The following is a 21600-nucleotide window of genomic DNA, read 5'->3' on the forward strand; positions in this document are numbered from 1 at the left end:
AAAATCTTTGACAGACCCGAAAAGTGCGATTCCATGCATTTAGATTCCGGTGTTCACAGACATGATGCGCACCGGTTTTATTTGAACAGAAAGATGAGAATCACTAGTCATCATTTTGAGAAGTGAGTCGAGCAGTTATTTAGTCTTTATTCCCCACCTCATTAGAAAGTGGGGAATTGTTTTGCCAATAAGCTCAACTCTAGTGTAATAACGAAGACATGTTTGGTTAATATTAATCTGTTCAAACTTTTTCAACTCGTACTTCTAAGAACATTTTACAGACTTCTCGGAACTATTCACTTTTATCTTAGACGGCTTTTCAAAAGGTCATAAATCTCACTTTGTCTTGCTGCCATGTCTAAAAGCAAACGAAAAACCTCTCTCTCACTTGGGGACACCATAGTATTTTCCCGCATATATTTAATTCTACTTTCTCGCTGCATCTTTTCTAATTGCTCTTGTGTCGGTTTTAAGGAAATTTTCTTAAGCTTCCTCTGGCTCAACGAAAATCACCTCCATTCTCCCACTGCCAATTGATCCATCTGTACATGCTTCAACTATAAAAGATCCTTTAACTGCACTTGTTACATCAAATGATGCTCTTCCTCCAGACGCGGGGATTGTTTCCCTAATATATTCTTCTCCCTCTAAATCCAAAAACGAAAAAGTTATATTTCCATTAAAATCTTTCTTCAAACCATTTACGTAATGGTGCACTTCTGCACAGATAGTTGCTTTAGTTTTGTCGTCTGCAGGAATTTTTTCTAAGTTAGTGTATAGTTTTAAATACAGAATAGGCCCACGATTTATTCTCTGTTCAATTGTATTCCCTGTATTATTATTGGTGATAACACTAACTTCCCAGACCGTATTATCAATAATTTCTATCGACATTCTGATACCTCCTCATTTTTCATAATACATATACTAAAGATGCTGTTAGACTAAAGTTAAGATTAGGACCTGAATTCCTGGCTCTTAGTATGAACCGTGTGTTGAAATTGATAGGCGAAGAAATGTGTACTAGTCCTGTTCTAGAATAGCTACCCGAAGTCCCTTCCCCAGGCCATCCTCCTTGAAAAAAAGGTCTTCTTCTATTGGAACTGATTTGTTTTTCCACGCCATCAATAACGATGGTAAAGTAATATCTGCGGTCATCAAGGAGCAGTTGGATATCAGTCGCTATCCCTCTTCCATTTATAGTAATTAAATCTTCAAATCCTCCAGATATCACAGTGGGAGAACCGGTATAGTTCGCAGTATTTGTAACCATCTTACTCCAATCAGTGCCTCCACCCACTTCCTTCCACCCCGTTCCATCATAAAATTCTAATTGACCGTTTTGCACACGTAACGGTACTCCGCCAGTTAGTTGATCAATTGCCTGTTTCGTTCGAAGAGGCGTCATATAAACATTGTTCGCTGTCCCAGCATGGGCAGCAGCTTGTGTAGCTATACCATAGTTCTGGACATTTGCTAATCCCACATCTCCTTTAGCCAGTGACACTGCGCCCGTTTTTCCCGCCACACTAATAACTGGAAAGTTCACAGTGTGTGTATGACTTGTAGATGTCACGCTATTCGTACTTGTGGTTGATAGTGTTCCTGGTGTACCCAATGATATAGTACGGTCTGCAGTTAGATTGCCACCCCCTGATAGTCCATTCCCTGCTGTGATTGTTCGTGATGCTGGCGCTTGTTTTACGTCATCTACATTCCCCAAACCCACTTGAGATTTGGTTACATTGTGCGGATTATTTGTCATATTTGCATGCGCATTAACTTTTGCTTGCGCACCTGCAGGCGTTTCCGCCCCAATCTGGCTAGTAGTAACTCGATGAGGATTGTTCGTATCTGCCATGTGTTCATCTGCCTGGCTCTTCAGATCATGAAAAGCAGAACCAATTTGTGCTCCATCATCGGTAATAACGTTCCTAGCTTTGGTCACTGGATAAAGCTCTTCATAAGCACTGCCATTCCACTTTTTCATAACGATATTTTTTGCCATTAGTTTCTGCCCCTCCTAATCTATAGCCTGTAAGTACTGGCCCACTCGGAAATCGTAACTACCCGGACATCATCTTTGTTAAACACATAGTCAACCATCTGCTCAAATTTGTCCGTCGGATACACAATGCTGGCCGTTCCGTTCCCTTCGATTCGATGTAGCAAAATCATCAGAGTGCCGCCTGTAGCGACAATATGATCCACAGCTCTCTGGTATACTATATCTTCGGTGTTGTTATATATATTCAGAGATTTCAGAACATATGGTTGAATCGGTGGGGCAACTTCGATTTCTTCCATAACAGTTCGACCTAGACGAAAATTTTGCTCCTCCATAACACGCAGTACATTCGCATTCATCGAACCATAGGGGTATGCCGCAATGTCAGCGGCTCTGTCTAGTCCGTTCGACTCTAAAAATTTTTTGCATAGTAATAGTTCATCGCGGATTCCAGCTAAATCAAGAGTAGTCAAATCTTTATGCGTGTTAGTATGATTGAACAAGTCCCATCCATATTCATACAATCTCTTAAGCTGGTCCAGAGACATATAAGGTCCACTTCCGACGTAACCACTAATAACTCCAACATTCCCCACATAGCCATGCTGGGAAAGGATTGGAAATGCGTTCGTGTACTGTGATTCCCACCCATCATCAAAATGAAACATTACACTCGCTTCTTCTACATGATTCATGTATAAGGCATCAAAGACAATATAGGCTGTATCTCGTCCGGTAACACTGATCTGAATGGTCTGTACGTCCTCCAAAAATGTCGCATTTGCAGTGCCTACTGCTGTAAGCTGTGAGAGAGGTATCAACACTTCATTCCATCCAGGAACCATCTTCCATCTGCTCTGCTCCCAAAACAAATAATCAGACATGCCCGCAACATTGGATAATCGAATCTGAAATTTCGAAAGGTTATATAATTCCGGCACGTAAAACCGCACAAGCATATTTTTCGCTTTGGATAGGTTAAAATGGACAAATCTAAGCTGCGCGGCTGACGTCATATTCTCCTCTGAATCAACAGAAATCTTCAAGGAAGATGTACCCGTGATAACGTAGTTTGGATCCGTAACTTGTTCTACCAGACCATACCATGGTACGAAATCAGTAAAGTCACTGGATAGCCTGCCGAAGTTTGCATTCCTCCGGTGAAGGTATCTACCGCCACCCTCACCAAACTGGAGTTCATTACCTACCTCTTCATACCAGTATGTGTTGGTGTCGTTACGAAACGGTTCAGAGTCAGAAACAATGATCTTTGGCGCATCTTTCCGAGTCAAATACACAAGAGACTCATCAATCAAAGCAGAAACATTCTGTGCATTGCCCACTGAAGTGATGATATCAATTACCTTCTCCACAACGTATGACCCACCACTAGCCGGGACTTCTTCACCATTTGTCACGAATCCATAACAGTAAAGAACTTCTCCATTGTCCGGGTCCATAGCAAACACACCGATTTCATTTAGTGTAAATGGTTCTGAAATATCTTGATTTGTGAAACTGGTTGAAACTACGGCCTTCCCACTTGACGTTACACGAACATCAGATATCGGACACGACATCTGCTCCTTAACCAGATTCGTTAACTCGGATATGGGAATACTCGGTATTCCAGAACCAATTCCCACACGTGTATATTGCAATTTCCCACCTGCCTGAGCCTTCATCTGCAATACTTGTCCATCATTTGTAAAATAAAACTGAAAACCTGCCATATTCATCCCACCTGTTCATATGTCGTGTAATCGCCCTTATGCAAACTGCCCGCCAAATAAACGTTCATTTCCCCATTCTCCGATAGCTCTACTCCTTCCAGCCATGACCGACAATTTTTCACGCTATTGACAGCAGCCAGAAATTCCTGTGCTTTGGATCCGGTTGCAGATGGGTCAGATGTAACCACTTTAAAAAAATATGGTTGCCCGCCGTACTGAAACCATTCCAATACTTCGCCTGTTTGGAATACAGTCTCAACTAATTCACGTACGGCTGAAGGCGTTCCTTTCCGCTTATGCCACGCTAAAGAATTTTTAACTAACGCACGCCGTTGCCCTATTGGTAGAGTCTGATCGTAGAAATCAACATGAAATTGCCATGCCAATTGATCGATCCATTTCGAAGGTAACGAATCAATATGATGCAGCAGTTCTACTTTTTGAATGGCTAAAGTCACTAACTTAAGCTGTCGATCGATGGATATAGCTGCAGCAATCACTCGCGAGTCATTACGCATATTTGATGGTATTAGATCGATGAGTTTGACGTGTTCAAAATTAATCATCTTCCAATCCTCCATAAGTCACGTTCACCGTTTCGGCTATCGCAATATTGGTTTTCGCCACCTCCACATAATTTGGCGACATGATATCCACTCTACGGGCACCGGCATTCATAATACGTCTTATTAATTCTGACGGCATTATATCCCGCCCAATTTTGGATTTTTGCCACATGATGTATGCTTCCACTGCATCGGAAACCGCTTCTCGAATAGTAACCGCATCTGCTGAGCGTGAGCTGTCAATATAATAAATTATTTCAATGTCATAATTCGTTTGTTCTGGAGCTTTGACTGTTACTTTGTCATTTAATGGTCGAATGTGATCTGCATTGCAAATAGTCAATACCTTACCGAGAACCTCTTGTGTAGGTAATTGTCCTTCTGCTAGTAGAGGTCTAATCTCAACCTCTCCGGGACTCGGGGACCAGACAAATACATCGCTGATATCTTTTGAGGCTGTTCTAGCCCAGTATTCATATGCCCCGGTAGGCCCCGCCACTGAAAAACGTTCTGGAGAAATATAAATACGTTCACGATAGGCATCGTCGCTCTCGATGTCGTTCCCACCGACACTCTCTGTCAGATTCGCAACAGCAGCAACGTACGGAATCGGATCCACCAGAATATTGATCTGCCCCGGCGCATAGCCGTTACCGACAACCCCAGATTCCAGACATTCGCATAGAAAATCACCTTCTGTTTCCCCAGCGGGAATGTCCCCGCCACCCACGACGGTGAAGTATAACTCATTCCCGGGTGTCACCCGGGTGCCGGGCGGGATTAGTGTCGCCCCCGGCTGCGGCGCAGACAACGTAAAGCGAACGGTCGTAGTGGCGGACTCCGCTTGCAAGCGAGGCGTTTCTGTCAAGGCGCCAAGCTGATCCAGATAATCGCCTGTGGCATAGCGCAGCAGATTCATCTTGGCACTTTGATTGATCAGCACCCGCTGCTGGATAATCAAGTCGGCTATAGTCATTAAAAAAAGCCGCACCGGATCGCCCGGATACAGCTTTTTGCCTGCTACTGCCTCATAGACCGCGATGATACTGTTCTTGATCTCCTCCGGATTCGTATCGACAAATTCGATATCCGGCAAGTCGTATATACTCATTCGAGCCTCACCCCTTCCCTTAGCCGAAATGTAATGCTGGGCAACAGCCTCCCGGATGGCCCATCTTCCTTGTAATCTACACGGACGACCTCTACACGCGGTTCATTCTGCTGAATGGCTGCCACGATGCGCTCGGTCAGGCGGGCTTGGTTCAATGCGTTCATCGGGCTGTCCAGCGGCGATATATCTATGCCAAATGCGCGATTCAGCGCCACGCTTCCTTGGGCCGTCGTTACAATGGTACGTATATTCTGGCTCAACTCCCGTATGCCGGTAGCGCCGAAGTCAATGGCTTCGTCCGCAGCGAGCGTCGTAAATTCCATGCTCATCCTCTCCCTCACACGTATTCTTTCAGCGTCAGATTCGCAATGCCGACAAGCAGGCGTCCAGCCCCGTCAAAAAAAGTCCAGTCTTGCGCAACGGTATCGATATACCACTTGTGCACACCCATCGGAAGCCCCCCGACAATAAGCGTCTCCGCTCTTCCCTCGCGGCACATGACGAGCAGCTTCGTCATCTCGGAGCGAGGATTCATGCCGTACCGAACGTCGAAGCGCATAGAAAAAGAAATCGTATCCTGTCCAGGCCCGATATACTCGGGTTTAGGATGCCGCAGGTGAATGTCATGCAACGACCACCGTGCGGATGTTGAGCGAGAGAAATTTTCAAAAGTGCGAATCTGGTCCGCCGACGCCAAAAACACCACTTCCCCAAACGTACCGATCACTCGATCACCCCCAACCAATAGCCGGTTTCCAGACCGTTGCCGAGAAACACGCACAGTACCGTCTGTCCCACATTCGGCATGCGGATCGCCGCATGTTCATCCAACGAAATCGGCGGCATAATAAGCTGCAGCCAGCCGCTTACCAGATGGTCACGATCCGGAAAAGTGGCGCGGATGCGGAGTTGGGCAGCATCTACAGCGGAAACCCGACCCACTTTGATGATATTCATCCCTATGCTCATACGTATGCCAACACCCTTCTTATTTCCAATGTCGTTCTGTAGCCGGATCGTCCCACCTCGTGCCTGGCCGACTCGATCAGGTACTTCTCGTCAAACTTGCCGAAGCCGGCAAGCTGAACCGTAAGTCCTTGTGCCAGCGCATAATCACCCATGACAGTCAGACTTGCTCTCTGCGCTTCCTTGTTCTTCTGGTACAGAGCTTTCTTTGCTTTGCGAATTGCTTCCGCCTCCGAGGCCACTCGTTCGTTCAGCTTCAGGATCGGTCCAGACGAGCCCGGCAAGCGGTAAGCACCCTGAATTGTCCGGTTCGCGGTGCTATCGAAATAACTGACCTCGCACGCCGTATAAGCCGCTCCTACCACCGAACGGTTGAAGGAATAAGAGAGAATATCGCTCTCCCCGCGAGTCAGTGTCCGTACTGGCGGCTGTTCCTCGTAGGCACGATCATCCAGAAGGACGAGCGTGTGGTTCGTGATTTTCAAGGACACGCCCTCTTTCTCACAAATGGAAGCCAAAAAAGACAAATCGCTCTCCTGATTTTGCTCCAACCGATCATAGCGGATATCCTCTGTTTCAAACATCAAGGTCATTCCTGCCGAAGCCGCGATGCGTGCGGCGATCTGCCTTAAGGTAACCACTTCCCATGACCGGGTATGCGTTTCATTCTTAATGGCATCATTGCCGGGGTATGACAAGGCTTGAATGGAGATGCTGTCCGGCGGTCCGCCAAGGCTGAGGCTGTCCACGGCGAACGTGCCGCAAGCCAAGACTCGGTTCATCCCGGGGCCATACCAGTTCTCCAGCTGAATCTCCGCCTGGATCTCATCGCCATTTTCCGGCATCCACATATTGTGCCAGCGTCCGTCCCGGTCAGCCAGCGTCAGGCTCAGGTCATCCGCCCGGTTGGCGCCGTTGTCTGTGTAAGACATGGACATAAGAAAGGGCGCAATATCCTGTGTGATATCTGCGCCCAAATAAGTAATATGCGCCTGCGCTTTCCGCGTGTTCATCCGCTCCGCCCCCGCTTCCAAGGCGGCAGCTGTTCGGCTTGCGGGGCAGCAATCTCCGGTACTTGCAGGACGATGCCTGCTGAAAAGACAACTGTTCGGATATGATCAGGATTGGCCGTCATTAGTTCAGACATGTACGCCTCCGTCTGATACAGCTTGTACGAAATACCGTCCCAAGTGTCCCCCTGCATGGTCGTATACCTAAACATGAAAACTCAACCGCCTTTCCTGCCGGAGCATATCCCGAAATCTGCGCTCGAACTCCGCCTGCGATTCGCGTATGGCTGACTGCACCTGCCCCCGGACATCCTGCTCGCTTCCACCAACCGCCAGTCGAATGTTCGGCGCGAAGGTGATCTGCACATTGCTGCCCGCATCATGTCCCATTAATTGGTTGACCCGGTCGAGAATCGCATGGGAGCGCGGCTTATTATTAATCGGGATAGCCGCCTCGAGCCCTGCCTCCCCGAAAATCGCCGGGCGGTCGGAGAAGCCGCCGTCGGCGAAGCCATGCATCGAATACCTCGCCGATAATGGAATACTTGGATCATCTGGTATGACACCTGTTTGTCTCCAAATTGCTTTGATGTCGATTGTTTTTGAGGGGGGCAGCATATTAAATTGCGTGTTCCATTCAGAAAGTTGTGCAATGCGGTCGTTAAACAACTTTTTCTCTTCTTCAGAAAGGTTATGATAATTCTGTGTCAATTCATCAATCGACCCGCCAAGATCAGCCTCTATCTTTTGGACCAGAGAGTCGTAATATGTTTGAAAAGTCTCTTCAGCTAATGCAATTTCTTTCCGTGTTTCTTCCCACTTTCCGTATTGTTCATTAAATGAGTCGAGAAATCTATTGGTATGAACCTCTAGGTTCCCCCAAAGCCCTTCGTATTTATTTCCGGTTTCTTCATAAATTTCTGCAGCTAGGGCGGCAAGTTGTTCATTGCGCTCCGACTCTGTCAGATTTCTGTTGTGACTGATTGCTTGTTTACGGTTATGATAGTCCAGATACTGAAAATAAGACTCCCTCGCTTCAATATAGGACTTGTCATACTTTGCGGCTTCATCGTTTAATCTATCATACTCTGTTAATAGATCTGGCATTTTGTGAGTACTGTTGATAATTGTGTTTTCTAACTTGCGGCGCTCCATCTCTAGCACAATTTCATTTCTTTTCTGCGTATCACCAAGAACTTCCCGGAACTTTTCGCTTTTCGCATCTTCAGCTCGAAGAATATCCGGGTTCATATCAATCAGTTCTTGCTCGACGACTGCTAATTTGCGGCGCGCTTCTGTAAGTTCTTCAGCAGGAGTTGCGGTATTAGCAATTTTATCTTTCAATCGATCATACTCATTGATTAATTCGTTTGTTCTTTTGGAGTGTTCCTTTACTGAATCATAATTATTGAAAGCATCATTCAAGGATTCCCCCATATGAAGCAGCTCTTGCCGCGCATTCTCCTGATGTTTCTTATACGCAGACCAACCTGCCGATAAAAGACCAACGCCTGTCAGCGTCCAGCCAACAGGGCCCGAAAGCGCCCGAAGCGCCAGACTCAATACACGAACAGAGGTAGAAACCCCTCCAACCCCCGCGCCTGTCGTCGCCGCTGCCTTGCCTATCTTCGTCAGGTTGCCGATGAAGGCGGTGGCGTCCATGATGCCCTTGCCAACCTTGATCGTGCCTGCGGCAATCGCAATACCGGCCAGCGCCTTGGCAACGTCCTCGGCGATTGCGATCATTTGCGGCCCGTTCTCGTCGAAGTACTTCACCGCTTTTTCCGCTTGCTCGATCATCTTCTCCCCGTACGGCTCAAGCACCTGAAAAAGCTGGTTCTTCAGCCGCTGCATCTTCTCGTCGATCGTCATCGTTTCGTCCGCATAGCGAGCGATGCTCCCGCTCGCGCCTTCGAAGCTTCCGGCCAGACCATCCAGAGCCAACGAGCCGTTGCGAACGGTCGCCACCAGCTGCTCTGCGCTTTCTTTGCCGAACACTTCCGTTGCGACCGTCAGTGCGTCTGTCGAGGTTTCCGCGTCCCGCATAGCTTGAATGGTCTTGGCCAGCTCCTGGCGGGAATCCTTCTGCTCGCCTGCCCACTGCTGGAAGCTCTTGTTCAGTCCAGGCATCACCTTGGAGACAGTAATCCCCTGCGCGTGCAAGCGACCGAACAGATCCGCCGTCTCCTCAATGCTGAACCCGGCAAGCTGCATGCCGGCGCCGTAGCTGTTCAAGTCTGAGGCCAGCTTGCCGAAGCCGATGCCGGCATCCTGCGAAATCTTGAACATCCCGTCAAGAATGGCCCCTGCATCCTCGGCCGGGCGCTGCCACAGCGCAAGTACATTTCCGAATGCCTCGGCATTGCCGGCTGCATCCTCCTTCAGCATGCGGGAAAGGTCGAGAATTTGCCGGGTCAGCGCATGCATGACATCGCCGGAAGCGTTCGTCAGATTATCCAGATGTGCGATTACACCTGCCACTTCACCAGTTGAGTTCGGCACTTCATTCATAACGGACCGGAACTGCTTTTCCAACGCCTGCAGCTGCCTGCCGGTTGCTCCGGTGCTGATTTGGATGGACTTCACCGCCTGCTCGTAGTCGCTGGCGGTTTTCCATGCCGCCGCTCCTGCCTGCATGGCAATCGCTGTCAACCCACCGCCTAATTTCTTGGCATAAGCCTCCGCACTTTTGGCAGCCTTGTCCAATTCGGAATCGGCATGACCAAGGCCCGCCAACAGTGTCTTCAGCTCGTCCGAGAAACCTTTGACGGCATCTTGAAGCTTCAGAATGGTCTCAATTTCTTTGCTGTTGGGCATGTTCGTTCCCTCCTTTCCCGCGAATACGTGAGATGCTGTCTGCATATTCGCTCAGCTCGCTTAACGGCTGCGCCACAAAATACGAAATTGGCGTGTGCGTAATCATGGACAAGAACACCAGCACATCCCGAATTGGGGTGCGGCTCAGTCCACACCGAGCAAAAAATTTTGCACCCGCAGCGTGAGCCTGGAGAAATCCGAGGCGTTGATCTTCTTCACCAATTCAATCGGCACACCGGCTGCTCTTGCTGCGATATAGGCTTGAAACAGCTTGCTCGTTTCCTTGACGAAAGGATTCTCGCCTGTCTCTGCGACAAACTGCCGTTCGGAGGCAATGATGTCGTCTGCAGACAAAGCGGCAAAATTCAGTTGGAGCGCTTCTACTTGCTTGCCTTCAAATTCAACAGGGTAGCGAAGCGAAAACTCGCTACCCTGAACCTTTTGTTCTGCCATCTGGTTTCTCCTCCCTACATCCCGAGCTGTTGACGGACGTCGGCAAGCTGATCCTCGCCGTCGATCACGCATTTGAAGTTGAACTTGTCGATTTCCAGCACGTTCCGTCCATCGATATCAATCTTTAAATAGGTCAGCTCAAATTCGTTGGTAGAATTCGTCGCTGTTCCCGGCGCCAGGCTGCCGAGTGCTCCTGTCTTGGGAATCGCCTTCACGGCAACCGTAAAGCCGGCAGATTTGTACTCGCCAGTAGCGGTATCGTACATCTGCTGGGCCCCTCTGAAGGTCAGCGCATGCGACTTCGGCTGAAACAGGTTGACACCCGGTCTGGCCAGTGTCCGCCAGTTCAGCGTGCAAGTCATGCTGCCGTAATGTCCCAGGGTCGGGCTGTCTACCTCGCCCGCAATGCCTGCACCGCTGACCGTTTCGGTCATGGCGGCGATGGATGGCAAGTCTACACTGGCTGTTCCAAGCCATTCCTTGCCATCCCGGTAAACGGAGAAGTTGATTAATTTTTCAGGGATTTGTCTGCTCATGGTATTCGTCTCCTTCCTAATTAGGCGAACAGTCCGCTCAAATATTGGGGATCATACTCGACGACAAAATCAATTTCCTTGGCTGGAGAAGGCGGTGTCACGTACACATGGAATTTGACGATGCCATCGGCCAGAGCGGCATCCGGATTCTCCGACGCCAAAAACTCCACACGGCCTCCAAGGATGTTGCCAGCCGCAGCCAGACCATTCAGCCACAAATTCAGGCTGTCCGTGACGGCTTCAACCAATCGGCGGGTAATCGGCGCATCCACCTGCTGCCAGAAGGTCAGAATGATCGTATTTTGAATCCAGTCCATCATGCGGCGCACCGGAATGAAGGCATCCTTCGGGTCCGTGTTGGCCGGATAAACGCCCGTCCGGTTGCCCCATGCCCGCCAGCCGCCAATCCAGTTGAGCGCGGTGACAATGCCTTCTCCGTTCAGGTAGTTGGCTTGGTCTTGTCCAAGCAGCACCTCCGTGCCATCGGCAAGCTGCGCCCCATCCGCCTGAAGGGATTGGTTCGACGGCGAAACATACGGCACATTGCCATTGCCCGCATCCGTCACCGCCATGACCCCCGCCAGCTGTGTAGACATGTGGTAGGAACGGCCTCCGAGGCTCAGCTTCGGCCAGCTGTTGATTTGTCGCTCCGACGTGTAGCTATTCAAGTTTTTCCACTCAGGCACGTCACTGTAAGAGGTGACGATATCTGATGGAATGTCCGTCAGCGCCAAGCACTTGAAGCTGCCGTTGATGTTCCCGGCCTTGGCGGTCATAACCGCCGCTACATCAGCGTGATGCGAAAATCCCGGAGCCAGCACCATGCCAGGGACAATCCGGTATTTCGGGAACACTTGGTTGAGCAGCTCCAAGCCGGTCGGCTTGCCTTCGCCGTCAATCCCTCCGATCAGGTCATCAGCTGTAACCGCCGACGGATCGAGCTTGTCGAAGTCGAGAGAGAGAGCTTCGCCGGCTGTCATGGAACCGCCAACGATTCGCTGTACGATGAGGTGGCCTTCCTTATCAAAATCGACACTATAATCCGTTCCCTCCGCATAAGTGACGGCCCCGTCATCGGATTTCACAACGACCGACGCCAGCACAATGCCGGATTGCTTCACGACAGCAATGTCGTTTTGCAATGTTGCCGGCACATTCGCCTCGCTCGTCCTCATCGTATCCGGGTCCAGCACGTTGATCAGGATCGCCGGGGACGATTGATACGTACCGAAATACGAGTACATGAACTCGCAAAGAGTAAACCGCCAATCATCGGAATATCCGAATGCCTCCACGGCTTCTTGGTAGGTATGGCAAAGAATCGGCTCATGTACCGGGACCTTCTCCCTTCGCGACATATGAACCGGTGCGCTGCCGAATACGACGGGCACCGTGCCGGATTGCACCGCCGGCAAAATGGATGTAGGAATTTCAGAGGTATAAACACCATGTTGGTAGCTCATGCTACTTCACGTCCTTTCGAAGTTGGTGGTAAGCTTTGTTTTCTAACGTGCCGGTTCGTTCCATCCGTTCCGCTGCAGCGCCAATCTGGCTGATTGACACGATCAGCCGCCGAATCTCCGGCTGTTTGTCGATCATCTGCCGCACAGGCGGCGGCACTTCATCCCGGAACACCGTATACTGCGCCAAGCCGCGCAAATTGGGTCCGATATAAATCACGGATCTGGACGACCTTCGCTGCCTTGCGCGTTTCTGCGGTTGCTTTCGTCTTTTCGCTTTGTCCAGAACTTCACGGCTGGCAGCTTCCTGCGATTCAGTCAAAGAGATGCACCTCCTCCAATATGGGCATTATACTTTGCACAGCCCAGGTAGATTTCGCTTTGCCAATCCAATAATCGGGCGGTTGTTCCCAGGAGATTTCCCATTCATATGGCTTCTCGATGGCGAACTTCCCGTCCAGAATGTACTGCCGGAACAGCGACGTCCGCACATGCTCCATCAGGTTGAGCAGCTCGTACCCTTCCGTCAGGCTCTCGCAGCCTGCGTCCGTCCCCCTGCGACAGATGCCGAAGACAAACTCGATATCCACCGTGGACGAGAGCGCTGCCGGGGCATCCGCAGGAGCAGCATCCTCCCTGTCCGCTCCCCTTGCCGGACGTACGCAAATGTACGGATACGAGATCCCTTCCGGGTTGGCTGGATCGGGAAAGGGAAGATCCCAGTCGAATACCTTAGGCGCCTGGCTGTCATCTTCTGTCCCTGGATCAAATGCGAATCTTGAAGTCTGCTGCTCCAGAAATCGGCGAATGGCTCTCAATAGTAAAAATGCTGTCATCCTGCGATCACCTCCTGCATGCATGCTTCAATAACCCGGCAGCGCGCTTGCGCTGGAAAGCTAACATCGTCCGTCACCTCCTTTCAAGCGTTAGCAAGCGTCTAGCCATCTGCAAAATGCGATCATGCTCCATTCCTTGCAAAGCTATAAAGCAATAGCAGCTGCTTGACCTCGCCAATGCCCTCGGCAAACAAGAAAGCCACCCCATAAGGAGCGGCTCCACTTCGTTCGCTTCTCTCTATCTGGCACACTATCATCTTAAAACGGATTTCCTGTTCAAATCCGCCACCTTCCCGCCAAGTTAATTCCAACCGAGCATTTCTGCTACTTCCTGTACGAATTGGCGGCGCCACCTGCTATAGGTGCGCTCGCTGATATGAAGCTTCTGACAGACGCCGATTGCGGTGAGGCGTTGAGGGGAGGTCCAGTACTTGACGCGGACGAACTCCTGCTTCACTTCCGGCAGTTGATTGTACACCTGTTCTATCACACTGGACACGCGCTCCATATGCATCAGCTTGGCGTGACCGGCCAGCCTGACCGCCATTTGCCCGGTTGGATCTCCAGGCAGTCTGCCGGCTTTTGTACTGCTTAGGTCCCGCGACTCCTCATGGAATGGGGTCAAGATCTCCTCGCGCAAGCGAGTCATTTCCCGTTCCCGTAAGGGGTAGGCATACAGCTCTGCCTCAACGTGGCGGAATACGTCCTTATGCAGCTTGGTCTCGTTCATGTTCCTTCACCTCATCTTGATATTTGTTGATTCTTCGCCCCCGGATAAACCGCATGCAGCGCGCTGACAAAGCCTATGTCATGCCGAGCCAGTCTTTGTGTTCATTGGGAATGATTTTTTAGATAAATAATTTATCCAAAATGAGCAAAAAGAGAGGGTTGCTTGACTGTATCCAGCTCCCCAACCTATACTATTCGTACGATAATTTATTTATCTATCGGCAGATAATTGGCGAACACCCCCACCTAACGAATGAATAAAGCGAACAATTGTTCGTATTTCCATTATAGGAGATAAGTATATTATCCGTCAAGGCAAACTGGACTTTTTTTGAGAAGGTGGAAGGCGTATGGATTTTGCCTCGAAATTGACGAAGCTGCGCGAGCAATCGGGCCTGTCCCAATATGAAGTTTCGGAACGGCTCGGGATTAAGCGCCCCCGCTACAATGCATGGGAGCAAGGGATTTCCAAACCGCGAGCGGACATGATCCACCGGGTAGCCGCTTTGTTTCATGTATCTATCGATTATTTGCTCGGACAGCCGGAAGATGCCGCTGACATGCACGAGAAGCTGTCCACCGTAGGCGAGCTGTTTCAAGCTCACGGGTTCACCGTAAAGCTTGATTTGCACTCCGGCAATGAGCAAGAAGAGACAGAGATTGCGGGGGCAGACGGCAGGACCTTACTGAAAGTCAAGGTAAGCGAACTGCTGTTCCATGCCGAAACTGTATTGAGTCAGGTCAAAAACATAGCGGCAGCAGAGGAGGAAGACTGGACAGAAGAAGAACAGAACATGATCGAAGCCTATAAGAAGTTTTTACGCTCCCAACGCAAGCAACGACCGGAAAATTCTTGAGTCCCAAAAAAACTAACCGATTACATTCCTTTCATCGTGTCGCCGGAACTAAGTTATGATCAATCTCAGTCCTTTCATCGAATTGCTGGATGCAAATTAATATCAATCAAAAATGGAGGTGCTGGAGTGCTCAGGCTATCTGCCAGCCATGCGGAACCCGTTTGCCTGTCTGGATCCGGATGGCTCTATGAATCAGCTGGGCATTCGCAAACAAATATGAGCAAAAACGCCAGAGACTTCACCATGATCCTGCTCACGGCTGTATGCATCGGCATCAATCAGCTGTGGACAAACTGGTTCACCACCTTGCTGATGATCGCAGCCATCCTGACCACGATCACAGTTATTGTGCGGAAACGACAGCAGTGACGAACAGAAAGATGAAGATGGAAACGCCTGAACATGTCCGACCCGAACAAGTCCTAATCGTGTTGTCTTTTCCAAGCAGCTTGTTTGTTAATGCCCGATTTAGATTGTTTAGCGGGAAAAAAGGGCGTTATAACTAAAGGAGAAGGTCAAGTGGGGCAACATAACGGAATTTCTTGGACTTAAACGGGATCTCACGGCGAACACGAACTGCAATCAGCCGCAATAGGACCGTTGAGTTCCGTTATTCCCGCCCATCCGCCTGATTTTCAGGTAATAAGATCATTTCATTCCCTTAAATTTCAACAAGAGTTTGAGACGTGCTGTCATGGTCAGACAAGTGTTTGAGACGTGCTGCCATGCCAGACAATTGTTTGAAATGTGCTGCCATGGTCAGGACAAAATTGTACCAGAGTGTAATGAAAAAGCCCCGCCGGCAGTCACGCCAGCGGGGCTTCTCGATTAATACAGCGTCATATACTGATCGCGTTCCCATTGGTGCACTTGGGTGCGGTACATGTCCCATTCGATTTCCTTCAATTCCACGAAGTGGGTCAGCGCATGCTCGCCCAATGCGTCGCAGATGACGTCATCCAACAGCAGCTCGTCAATGCCTTCCTTCAAGTTGGCCGGCAGGCTTGGGATGCCTTGGTCGACACGCTCTTCGTCGGTCATGACATAGATGTTGCGGTCAGTCGGCTTCGGCAGGTCGAGCTTGTTCTCGATGCCGTCCAGTCCGGCAGCCAGCATGACAGCGAGTGCCAGATACGGGTTCGCAGCCGGGTCCGGGTTGCGCAGCTCGATCCGAGTGCTGAGGCCGCGGGAAGCCGGGATACGGATCATCGGGCTGCGGTTGGAAGCGGACCATGCCACATAGCAAGGCGCTTCATAGCCGGGAACCAGGCGCTTGTAAGAGTTGACGGTCGGATTCGTGATGGCGGCGAAGGCGCGGGCGTGGCGCAGGCAGCCAGCCATGTATTGGCGTGCCGTTTCACTCAGGCCAAGCTGATCCTTCTCATCATAGAAGGCGTTCTCCTTGCCTCTGAACAGCGACATGTGACAATGCATGCCAGAGCCGTTCACACCGAACAGCGGCTTCGGCATAAAGGTTGCGTGCAGATTGTGCTTGCGCGAGATCGTCTTGACGACCAGCTTGAATGTCTGGATCTGGTCGGCCGCTTTCACGGCATCCGCATATTTGAAGTCGATCTCGTGCTGGCCGGGCGCCACTTCATGATGGGACGCTTCGATCTCAAATCCCATTTCCTCCAAGGTCAGCACGATCTCGCGGCGGCAATTCTCGCCAAGATCAGTAGGTGCCAAGTCGAAATATCCGCCTTGGTCATTCAGTTCCAGTGTCGGATCGCCCTTCTCGTCGTTCTTGAACAGGAAAAACTCCGGCTCCGGCCCAACATTCATTGCTGTGAAGCCCATTTCTTCCATGCGCTTGAGATTGCGCTTCAGGATGCCGCGCGGATCACCGGCGAACGGCGTGCCGTCCGGCATATAGATGTCACAAATCAGACGAGCAATGCGATCTTCTGTCACCCAAGGGTAAATCAACCAAGTATCCAAATCCGGGTATAAGTACATGTCAGATTCTTCAATGCGTACATAACCTTCGATGGAAGAACCATCGAACATCATTTTGTTGTCCAGCGCCTTTTCCAGCTGGCTTACCGGAATTTCCACATTTTTGATCGTGCCGAGCATATCCGTAAATTGCAAGCGGATAAAACGAACGTTCTCTTCCTTAGCAATTCGCATAATGTCTTCTTTGGTCAAACTCAACGTACATCTCTCCTTTGGATACTTTAGTTCATCTATGCAGACAGCTTCTTGACAAATACCGCTTGCCGTTATGCGGAACGGCTTCATCTAGATAGCTTCCCCATCAAACTCGAATGCTCTGCTGATAGCCTGCGCTACTGGAAGAACCGGGACATGTCGCCTTGATTCAGCGGCACCTGGCCGGGCCGCTTCTCAAGCAGCTGGCGCTTCAGCATTAAACGCAATTGCTTATCGGACAATTCACGGCGAGCCACTTCTGTCTGCTCGTTAATATAGGTGGCTTCCTCGGAGCCTTTCGCTACTGTTGGCAGCACTTGCTTAATTCCTGCAATGTTCACGCCCTTTTCGATCAAGCTCTTGATCTCGAGAAGACGTTCCACATCGTTGAAGGAGAACAACCGTTGATTCCCGTTCGTTCTTGCCGGGACGATCAATTCATGCTGCTCGTAGTAACGAATTTGCCTGGCTGTCAAATCCGTCAGCTTCATCACAATGCCTATCGGAAAAAGCGCCATATTCCGTCGAATATCCCCGTTCATCCCTATCACCTTCCAGTCATAGCGTTTGCAATCATTGTAACCGAGCAAACAACCGATGTCAAGAAAGGTGACATTTCATCAAAGAAGCTTCTGCGAAATGAGGCGATGGACAGCGGTCAATACGCCCAGCTTCACATGTGAATAGGTCAATCCACCCTGCATGTAAGCAATATACGGCTCGCGAATCGGCGCATCCGCCGACAGTTCCAGGCTGCCCCCTTGTATGAAAGTGCCTGCTGCCATAATGACCGGATGCTCATAGCCCGGCATATCCCAAGGCTCAGGCACGACGTGGGCATCGACTGCTGCCGCGGCCTGTATCGCTTGCACGAAGGCAATGAGCGGTTCCCGGCCGGGAAAGCGGATAGCCTGAATCAAGTCTGTTCGCGAATCGCTCCAGGCCGGATGTGTCGTCAAGCCAAGCTCTTCGAATAGAGCAGCCGCGAAGATAGCCCCTTTCACAGCTTGTCCAACCGTATGAGGCGAGAGAAACAAGCCTTGGTACATCGAACGGGTTTGTCCAAGCATGGCCCCGACCTCTCCGCCAATGCCGGGCGCAGTCAAGCGATACGCTGCCTGCTCTACATAGCATCGCTTCCCTGCGATGTAGCCGCCAGACGCCGCCAGCCCGCCGCCGGGGTTCTTGATCAGCGAGCCGGCAATCACGTCTGCCCCCGCTTCGGTAGGCTCACGCGTTTCGGTAAATTCGCCGTAGCAATTGTCCACGAAGACGATCAGGTCGCTCCGAAGCTCCTTCACGCGTCGCACCATCTCCGCAATTTGCTCTACGGCAAACGACGGACGCCAGTCATACCCGCGCGAGCGCTGAATCGCGATCACCTTCGTGCTCGGTCCGATCGCGGCTCCTACTGCTTGCCAATCAACCGAACCGTCTGCTGCCAGCGGCGTTTCGCGATACCGAATGCCGAAGTCCTGCAGCGACCCGGTGCCGTCGCCCGGCTTGCCGATTACCTTGTGCAAAGTATCGTAAGGACGCCCGGTAATGGACAACAATTCATCGCCGGGCCTCAACAGACCGAACAGCGCCGTGGCAATCGTATGCGTGCCGGAAGCGAAATGCGGGCGCACCAGCGCTGCTTCTGCCCCGAATACTTGCGCATAAACGTCGTCCAGCACTTCGCGCCCTCTGTCGTTGTAGCCGTAGCCGGTAGAGGCGGCAAAGTGATAATCGCTGACACGGTGCTGCTGAAACGCATCAATGACCTTCCATTGATTGTAGTCCACAATGCGTTCCACTTCCTTAAATTTCGGCTCCGCTTTGGCTTCGGCTGCCTCAGCCAATCGCAGCACTTCTTCGGGGAAGCGTGATTGCAGGGCCGTCACTTCTTGTTGTGCTTGATTGTTACTCATCACGTTGTGTTCTGTATCGTGCATCATCTTGATCGATGGTCCTCTCCCTTTTCAGTTACGTACGCGGCTCTTCCTGCTGAATGTCCGAGCTGATCAGATAGGGCATGATGCGGTACGCTTGCTGCTCGTAATCCCGGGCATTAACCCGTACCTGAACATGTATATGCTCGCCGTCCTCGTGGCGGCTGATCACTTCCCCGATCCGATATGCATCAGCCAGCGCCCGTCCGTCTGCTGCCGGAATGGACAAGGCGATCGTCTCTCCCTGCAGCAGCTGCTCAATCCGCTCCTTCAGCTGCTGCATATCCCCGCTGTCCAATGCGCTGACCGACAGCGCATGCCCCGGCGGCGCAAGCAGCTCCGTCCGAACTTCCGCCAAATCCCGCTTGTTGTACACAAGCAGCTGTTCCTTGCTGCCTGCTCCGAGCTCCTCAAGTACGTTATCCACAACCTCAATCCGTCGTCCCCGTTCCGGATCGGAACCGTCCACAACATGCAAAATCAGGTCGGCCTCGCACACCTCCTCAAGCGTAGAGCGGAAGGCGGCGACCAAATCGTGCGGCAGGTTCCGAATGAAGCCTACCGTATCGGTCAAAAGCACTTCCTTGCCGCTCGGAAGCCGCATGGTGCGAGTTGTCGGATCGAGCGTTGCGAACAGCCGATTCTCTACATAGGCATCCGCTCCCGTAAGGGCGCGCAGCAGGGTAGATTTGCCGGCGTTTGTATAGCCGACGAGCGAAACTTGGAAGACGCCGTTCTTGCGCCGGCGGGCCCGATGCAGCGAGCGATGCCGCTCCAGCTCGCGCAGCTGCTGCTTCAAGTCCCGCACTCGCCGTTGAATGTGGCGTCGGTCCGTCTCCAGCTTCGTCTCGCCGGGTCCGCGCGTGCCGATGCCGCCGCCCAGCCTCGACAGATGCACGCCATGACCCGACAACCGGGGCAGCAAATAATTCAATTGCGCCAGCTCCACCTGCAGCTTGCCCTCCCGGGTTTTCGCCCGCTGTGCGAAAATGTCCAGAATAAGCTGAGTGCGGTCAATGATTTTGCAGCCAAGCGCCTCCTCCAAGTTGCGAACCTGGGCAGGAGAGAGCTCCGTGTCAAAAATCGCCACATTCGCTCCCTCCTGCTCCATGCGCATCCGAAGCTCCAGCACCTTTCCCTTGCCGATCAGCCATCTTGCATCTGCGGCCGGACGCTGCTGGATCATGCTGCCGGCTACTCGCACATCTGCCGATTCGGCGAGCTCAGCCAGTTCCAGCATGGAAGCCTCTGCCTCATCCCGATCTTCTTTGGGTCCGATTGCGGTTCCGATTAATAGGGCAATTTCTTGATCCATACAGTCCTCCTTCTAGTCAAATCTCAGATCCTCTGGCAGGATACTCATCAATTCCTGTTTGGTCGGCACAGCCGGATGGGCCTTCATCAGGCGCACCGCCTGAAAGCGCATGGCGCGCTCGATTTGGTTCCGTACGTATCTGGCGTTGCTGAACACTTGCCCGAACGCCTGCTTCTCCTGCATCAGATGCTCCTTCATCTTCATCAGCGCCTGAGGCAGCATATGATACTGCCGCTCCTTCAGCATTTGTTCGGCAATGCGAATCAGCTGATCCACAGTATAATCCGGGAAGTCAATCTGGATCGGAAAGCGCGACGGCAGTCCCGGATTCGTCATGAGAAACTGCTCCATTTCATCGGTGTAACCCGCCAAGATCAAAATAAAATCATTCTTGTGATCTTCCATCGCCTTGACGAGCGCATCGATGCATTCTTTGCCGAAGTCCTTTTCGCCGCCGCGCGCCAAGCTGTAGGCTTCGTCAATGAATAGGATACCACCCATCGCTTTTTTTACAAGCTCTCTTGTCTTCAAAGCCGTATGGCCGATATATTCGCCTACCAGATCAGCCCTTTCGGCCTCGATGAGATGCCCTTTGCTCAGCATGCCCATCGACTGAAACAGCTTGGCGACGATGCGCGCAACAGTCGTTTTGCCTGTGCCGGGGTTGCCTCGAAATACCATATGATAGACGTGCGAGCCGGTATGTAGCCCGGCCTGCTCCCGATACTTCTTGATCTGGAGCAGGGCGTAAATTTCGTATACCAGCTCCTTCACATGATCCAGTCCGATCATTTGGTCCAATTCGCGAAACAACTCCTTGAACGGTCCGTCAGCATCGATATGACGGCCTTGCAGCGGGGGCTCCGGAGCTTCGGCAGGCTTAACCACCGCTTCGGCATTGCGAAGCACGACATTGATCTGCCGTGTCTTGCGGGTAATGGTCCTGCGCTCGGTTTGCAGCAGTTGATCGCTCATGAACTCACCTCTTTTTTATGCAGGTGTTCTAGTATACGCGCATGCCCAGTTGGAAGTGAACCGGAAAGTTGGACCTCCTCGCAATTTTTCGACAACGGGCTGCTGCCGGAACAAGATGGAGATCCATGTGAAAAAAAGGC

25 protein-coding genes are annotated in these 21600 nt (G+C 51.2%); 2 read left to right on the forward strand and 23 right to left on the reverse strand.

Translation table 11 applies throughout. The features are described from left to right. Positions 1-302: 302 nt before the first annotated feature. The 18 genes from XYCOK13_RS10275 to XYCOK13_RS10360 form a co-directional block, all read right to left on the reverse strand. Entirely contained in the window at positions 303-503 is a 201-nt protein-coding gene (locus XYCOK13_RS10275) for a hypothetical protein (RefSeq protein WP_213412061.1), read from the reverse strand. Continuing rightward, positions 484-894, reverse strand: coding sequence for a hypothetical protein (locus XYCOK13_RS10280; RefSeq protein WP_213412062.1), 411 nt, complete (start codon positions 892-894; stop codon positions 484-486). The genes XYCOK13_RS10275 and XYCOK13_RS10280 overlap by 20 nt, the downstream gene beginning before the upstream one ends. Before the next feature lie 19 nt (positions 895-913). Continuing rightward, positions 914-2008: a hypothetical protein gene (locus XYCOK13_RS10285; RefSeq protein WP_213412063.1), complete on the reverse strand. Its 1095-nt coding sequence runs from the start codon at positions 2006-2008 to the stop codon at positions 914-916. A 20-nt stretch (positions 2009-2028) separates the two neighbouring features. Next, entirely contained in the window at positions 2029-3741 is a 1713-nt protein-coding gene (locus XYCOK13_RS10290; protein WP_213412064.1) for a polysaccharide deacetylase family protein, read from the reverse strand. Between the two features lie 2 nt (positions 3742-3743). Beyond that, positions 3744-4307, reverse strand: a complete 564-nt coding sequence (locus XYCOK13_RS10295) for a phage tail protein I (RefSeq protein WP_213412065.1) — start codon at positions 4305-4307, stop codon at positions 3744-3746. After that, the gene (locus tag XYCOK13_RS10300) at positions 4300-5418 is read right to left on the reverse strand and encodes a baseplate assembly protein (RefSeq protein ID WP_213412066.1); all 1119 of its coding nucleotides are present in this window, start codon (positions 5416-5418) and stop codon (positions 4300-4302) included. Before XYCOK13_RS10300 ends, XYCOK13_RS10295 begins: the two co-directional genes overlap by 8 nt. Next, a complete protein-coding gene (locus XYCOK13_RS10305) occupies positions 5415-5741 on the reverse strand; it encodes a GPW/gp25 family protein (protein WP_213412067.1) in 327 nt (108 codons plus the stop codon). The genes XYCOK13_RS10300 and XYCOK13_RS10305 overlap by 4 nt, the downstream gene beginning before the upstream one ends. A gap of 14 nt (positions 5742-5755) precedes the next feature. Further along, entirely contained in the window at positions 5756-6145 is a 390-nt protein-coding gene (locus tag XYCOK13_RS10310; RefSeq protein WP_213412068.1) for a phage tail protein, read from the reverse strand. Next, positions 6142-6375: a phage baseplate assembly protein V gene (locus tag XYCOK13_RS10315; protein ID WP_213412069.1), complete on the reverse strand. Its 234-nt coding sequence runs from the start codon at positions 6373-6375 to the stop codon at positions 6142-6144. The genes XYCOK13_RS10310 and XYCOK13_RS10315 overlap by 4 nt, the downstream gene beginning before the upstream one ends. Before the next feature lie 8 nt (positions 6376-6383). Continuing rightward, a complete protein-coding gene (locus tag XYCOK13_RS10320) occupies positions 6384-7397 on the reverse strand; it encodes a phage late control D family protein (protein WP_244865110.1) in 1014 nt (337 codons plus the stop codon). Then, on the reverse strand, positions 7394-7606 hold the full coding sequence (locus XYCOK13_RS10325; protein ID WP_213412070.1) for a tail protein X: 213 nt from the start codon (positions 7604-7606) through the stop codon (positions 7394-7396). The genes XYCOK13_RS10320 and XYCOK13_RS10325 overlap by 4 nt, the downstream gene beginning before the upstream one ends. Continuing rightward, positions 7599-10211, reverse strand: a complete 2613-nt coding sequence (locus XYCOK13_RS10330; RefSeq protein WP_213412071.1) for a phage tail tape measure protein — start codon at positions 10209-10211, stop codon at positions 7599-7601. Before XYCOK13_RS10330 ends, XYCOK13_RS10325 begins: the two co-directional genes overlap by 8 nt. Positions 10212-10355: 144 nt before the next feature. After that, positions 10356-10664 (reverse strand): phage tail assembly protein, encoded by a 309-nt coding sequence (locus tag XYCOK13_RS10335; protein WP_213412072.1) that lies wholly within the window; start codon positions 10662-10664, stop codon positions 10356-10358. A 14-nt stretch (positions 10665-10678) separates the two neighbouring features. Next, positions 10679-11200, reverse strand: a complete 522-nt coding sequence (locus XYCOK13_RS10340; RefSeq protein ID WP_213412073.1) for a phage major tail tube protein — start codon at positions 11198-11200, stop codon at positions 10679-10681. A gap of 20 nt (positions 11201-11220) precedes the next feature. Beyond that, positions 11221-12663 carry a phage tail sheath family protein gene (locus XYCOK13_RS10345; RefSeq protein WP_213412074.1) on the reverse strand — a complete coding sequence of 481 codons (1443 nt, stop codon included), beginning with the start codon at positions 12661-12663 and terminating at the stop codon, positions 11221-11223. A gap of 1 nt (position 12664) precedes the next feature. After that, complete coding sequence (locus tag XYCOK13_RS10350; protein WP_213412075.1) at positions 12665-12982, reverse strand: hypothetical protein; 318 nt, start codon at positions 12980-12982, stop codon at positions 12665-12667. After that, positions 12975-13496 carry a hypothetical protein gene (locus tag XYCOK13_RS10355; RefSeq protein WP_213412076.1) on the reverse strand — a complete coding sequence of 174 codons (522 nt, stop codon included), beginning with the start codon at positions 13494-13496 and terminating at the stop codon, positions 12975-12977. Before XYCOK13_RS10355 ends, XYCOK13_RS10350 begins: the two co-directional genes overlap by 8 nt. Positions 13497-13797: 301 nt before the next feature. Then, positions 13798-14226 carry a DUF722 domain-containing protein gene (locus XYCOK13_RS10360; protein ID WP_213412077.1) on the reverse strand — a complete coding sequence of 143 codons (429 nt, stop codon included), beginning with the start codon at positions 14224-14226 and terminating at the stop codon, positions 13798-13800. Positions 14227-14575: 349 nt separating this feature from the next. Between XYCOK13_RS10360 and XYCOK13_RS10365 the strand changes: the two genes are divergently transcribed. Next, positions 14576-15082, forward strand: a complete 507-nt coding sequence (locus XYCOK13_RS10365) for a helix-turn-helix domain-containing protein (RefSeq protein WP_213412078.1) — start codon at positions 14576-14578, stop codon at positions 15080-15082. A gap of 126 nt (positions 15083-15208) precedes the next feature. Continuing rightward, on the forward strand, positions 15209-15451 hold the full coding sequence (locus XYCOK13_RS10370; protein WP_213412079.1) for a hypothetical protein: 243 nt from the start codon (positions 15209-15211) through the stop codon (positions 15449-15451). A 459-nt stretch (positions 15452-15910) separates the two neighbouring features. Here XYCOK13_RS10370 and glnA read toward each other — a convergent pair whose 3' ends face one another. The 5 genes from glnA to XYCOK13_RS10395 all read right to left on the reverse strand — a co-directional run bounded on the left by glnA (position 15911) and on the right by XYCOK13_RS10395 (position 21460). Continuing rightward, positions 15911-17239 (reverse strand): type I glutamate--ammonia ligase, encoded by a 1329-nt coding sequence (gene glnA / locus XYCOK13_RS10375; RefSeq protein ID WP_213412080.1) that lies wholly within the window; start codon positions 17237-17239, stop codon positions 15911-15913. A gap of 134 nt (positions 17240-17373) precedes the next feature. Then, the gene (locus tag XYCOK13_RS10380) at positions 17374-17778 is read right to left on the reverse strand and encodes a MerR family transcriptional regulator (RefSeq protein WP_213412081.1); all 405 of its coding nucleotides are present in this window, start codon (positions 17776-17778) and stop codon (positions 17374-17376) included. Between the two features lie 78 nt (positions 17779-17856). Continuing rightward, positions 17857-19149 (reverse strand): methionine gamma-lyase family protein, encoded by a 1293-nt coding sequence (locus XYCOK13_RS10385; RefSeq protein WP_213412118.1) that lies wholly within the window; start codon positions 19147-19149, stop codon positions 17857-17859. Positions 19150-19204: 55 nt separating this feature from the next. Further along, positions 19205-20485: a GTPase HflX gene (gene hflX / locus XYCOK13_RS10390; protein WP_213412082.1), complete on the reverse strand. Its 1281-nt coding sequence runs from the start codon at positions 20483-20485 to the stop codon at positions 19205-19207. A 12-nt stretch (positions 20486-20497) separates the two neighbouring features. Beyond that, positions 20498-21460 (reverse strand): AAA family ATPase, encoded by a 963-nt coding sequence (locus XYCOK13_RS10395; protein WP_213412083.1) that lies wholly within the window; start codon positions 21458-21460, stop codon positions 20498-20500. Between the last annotated feature and the right edge of the window lie 140 nt (positions 21461-21600).

This window comes from Xylanibacillus composti, assembly GCF_018403685.1.
Classification (GTDB): domain Bacteria; phylum Bacillota; class Bacilli; order Paenibacillales; family K13; genus Xylanibacillus; species Xylanibacillus composti.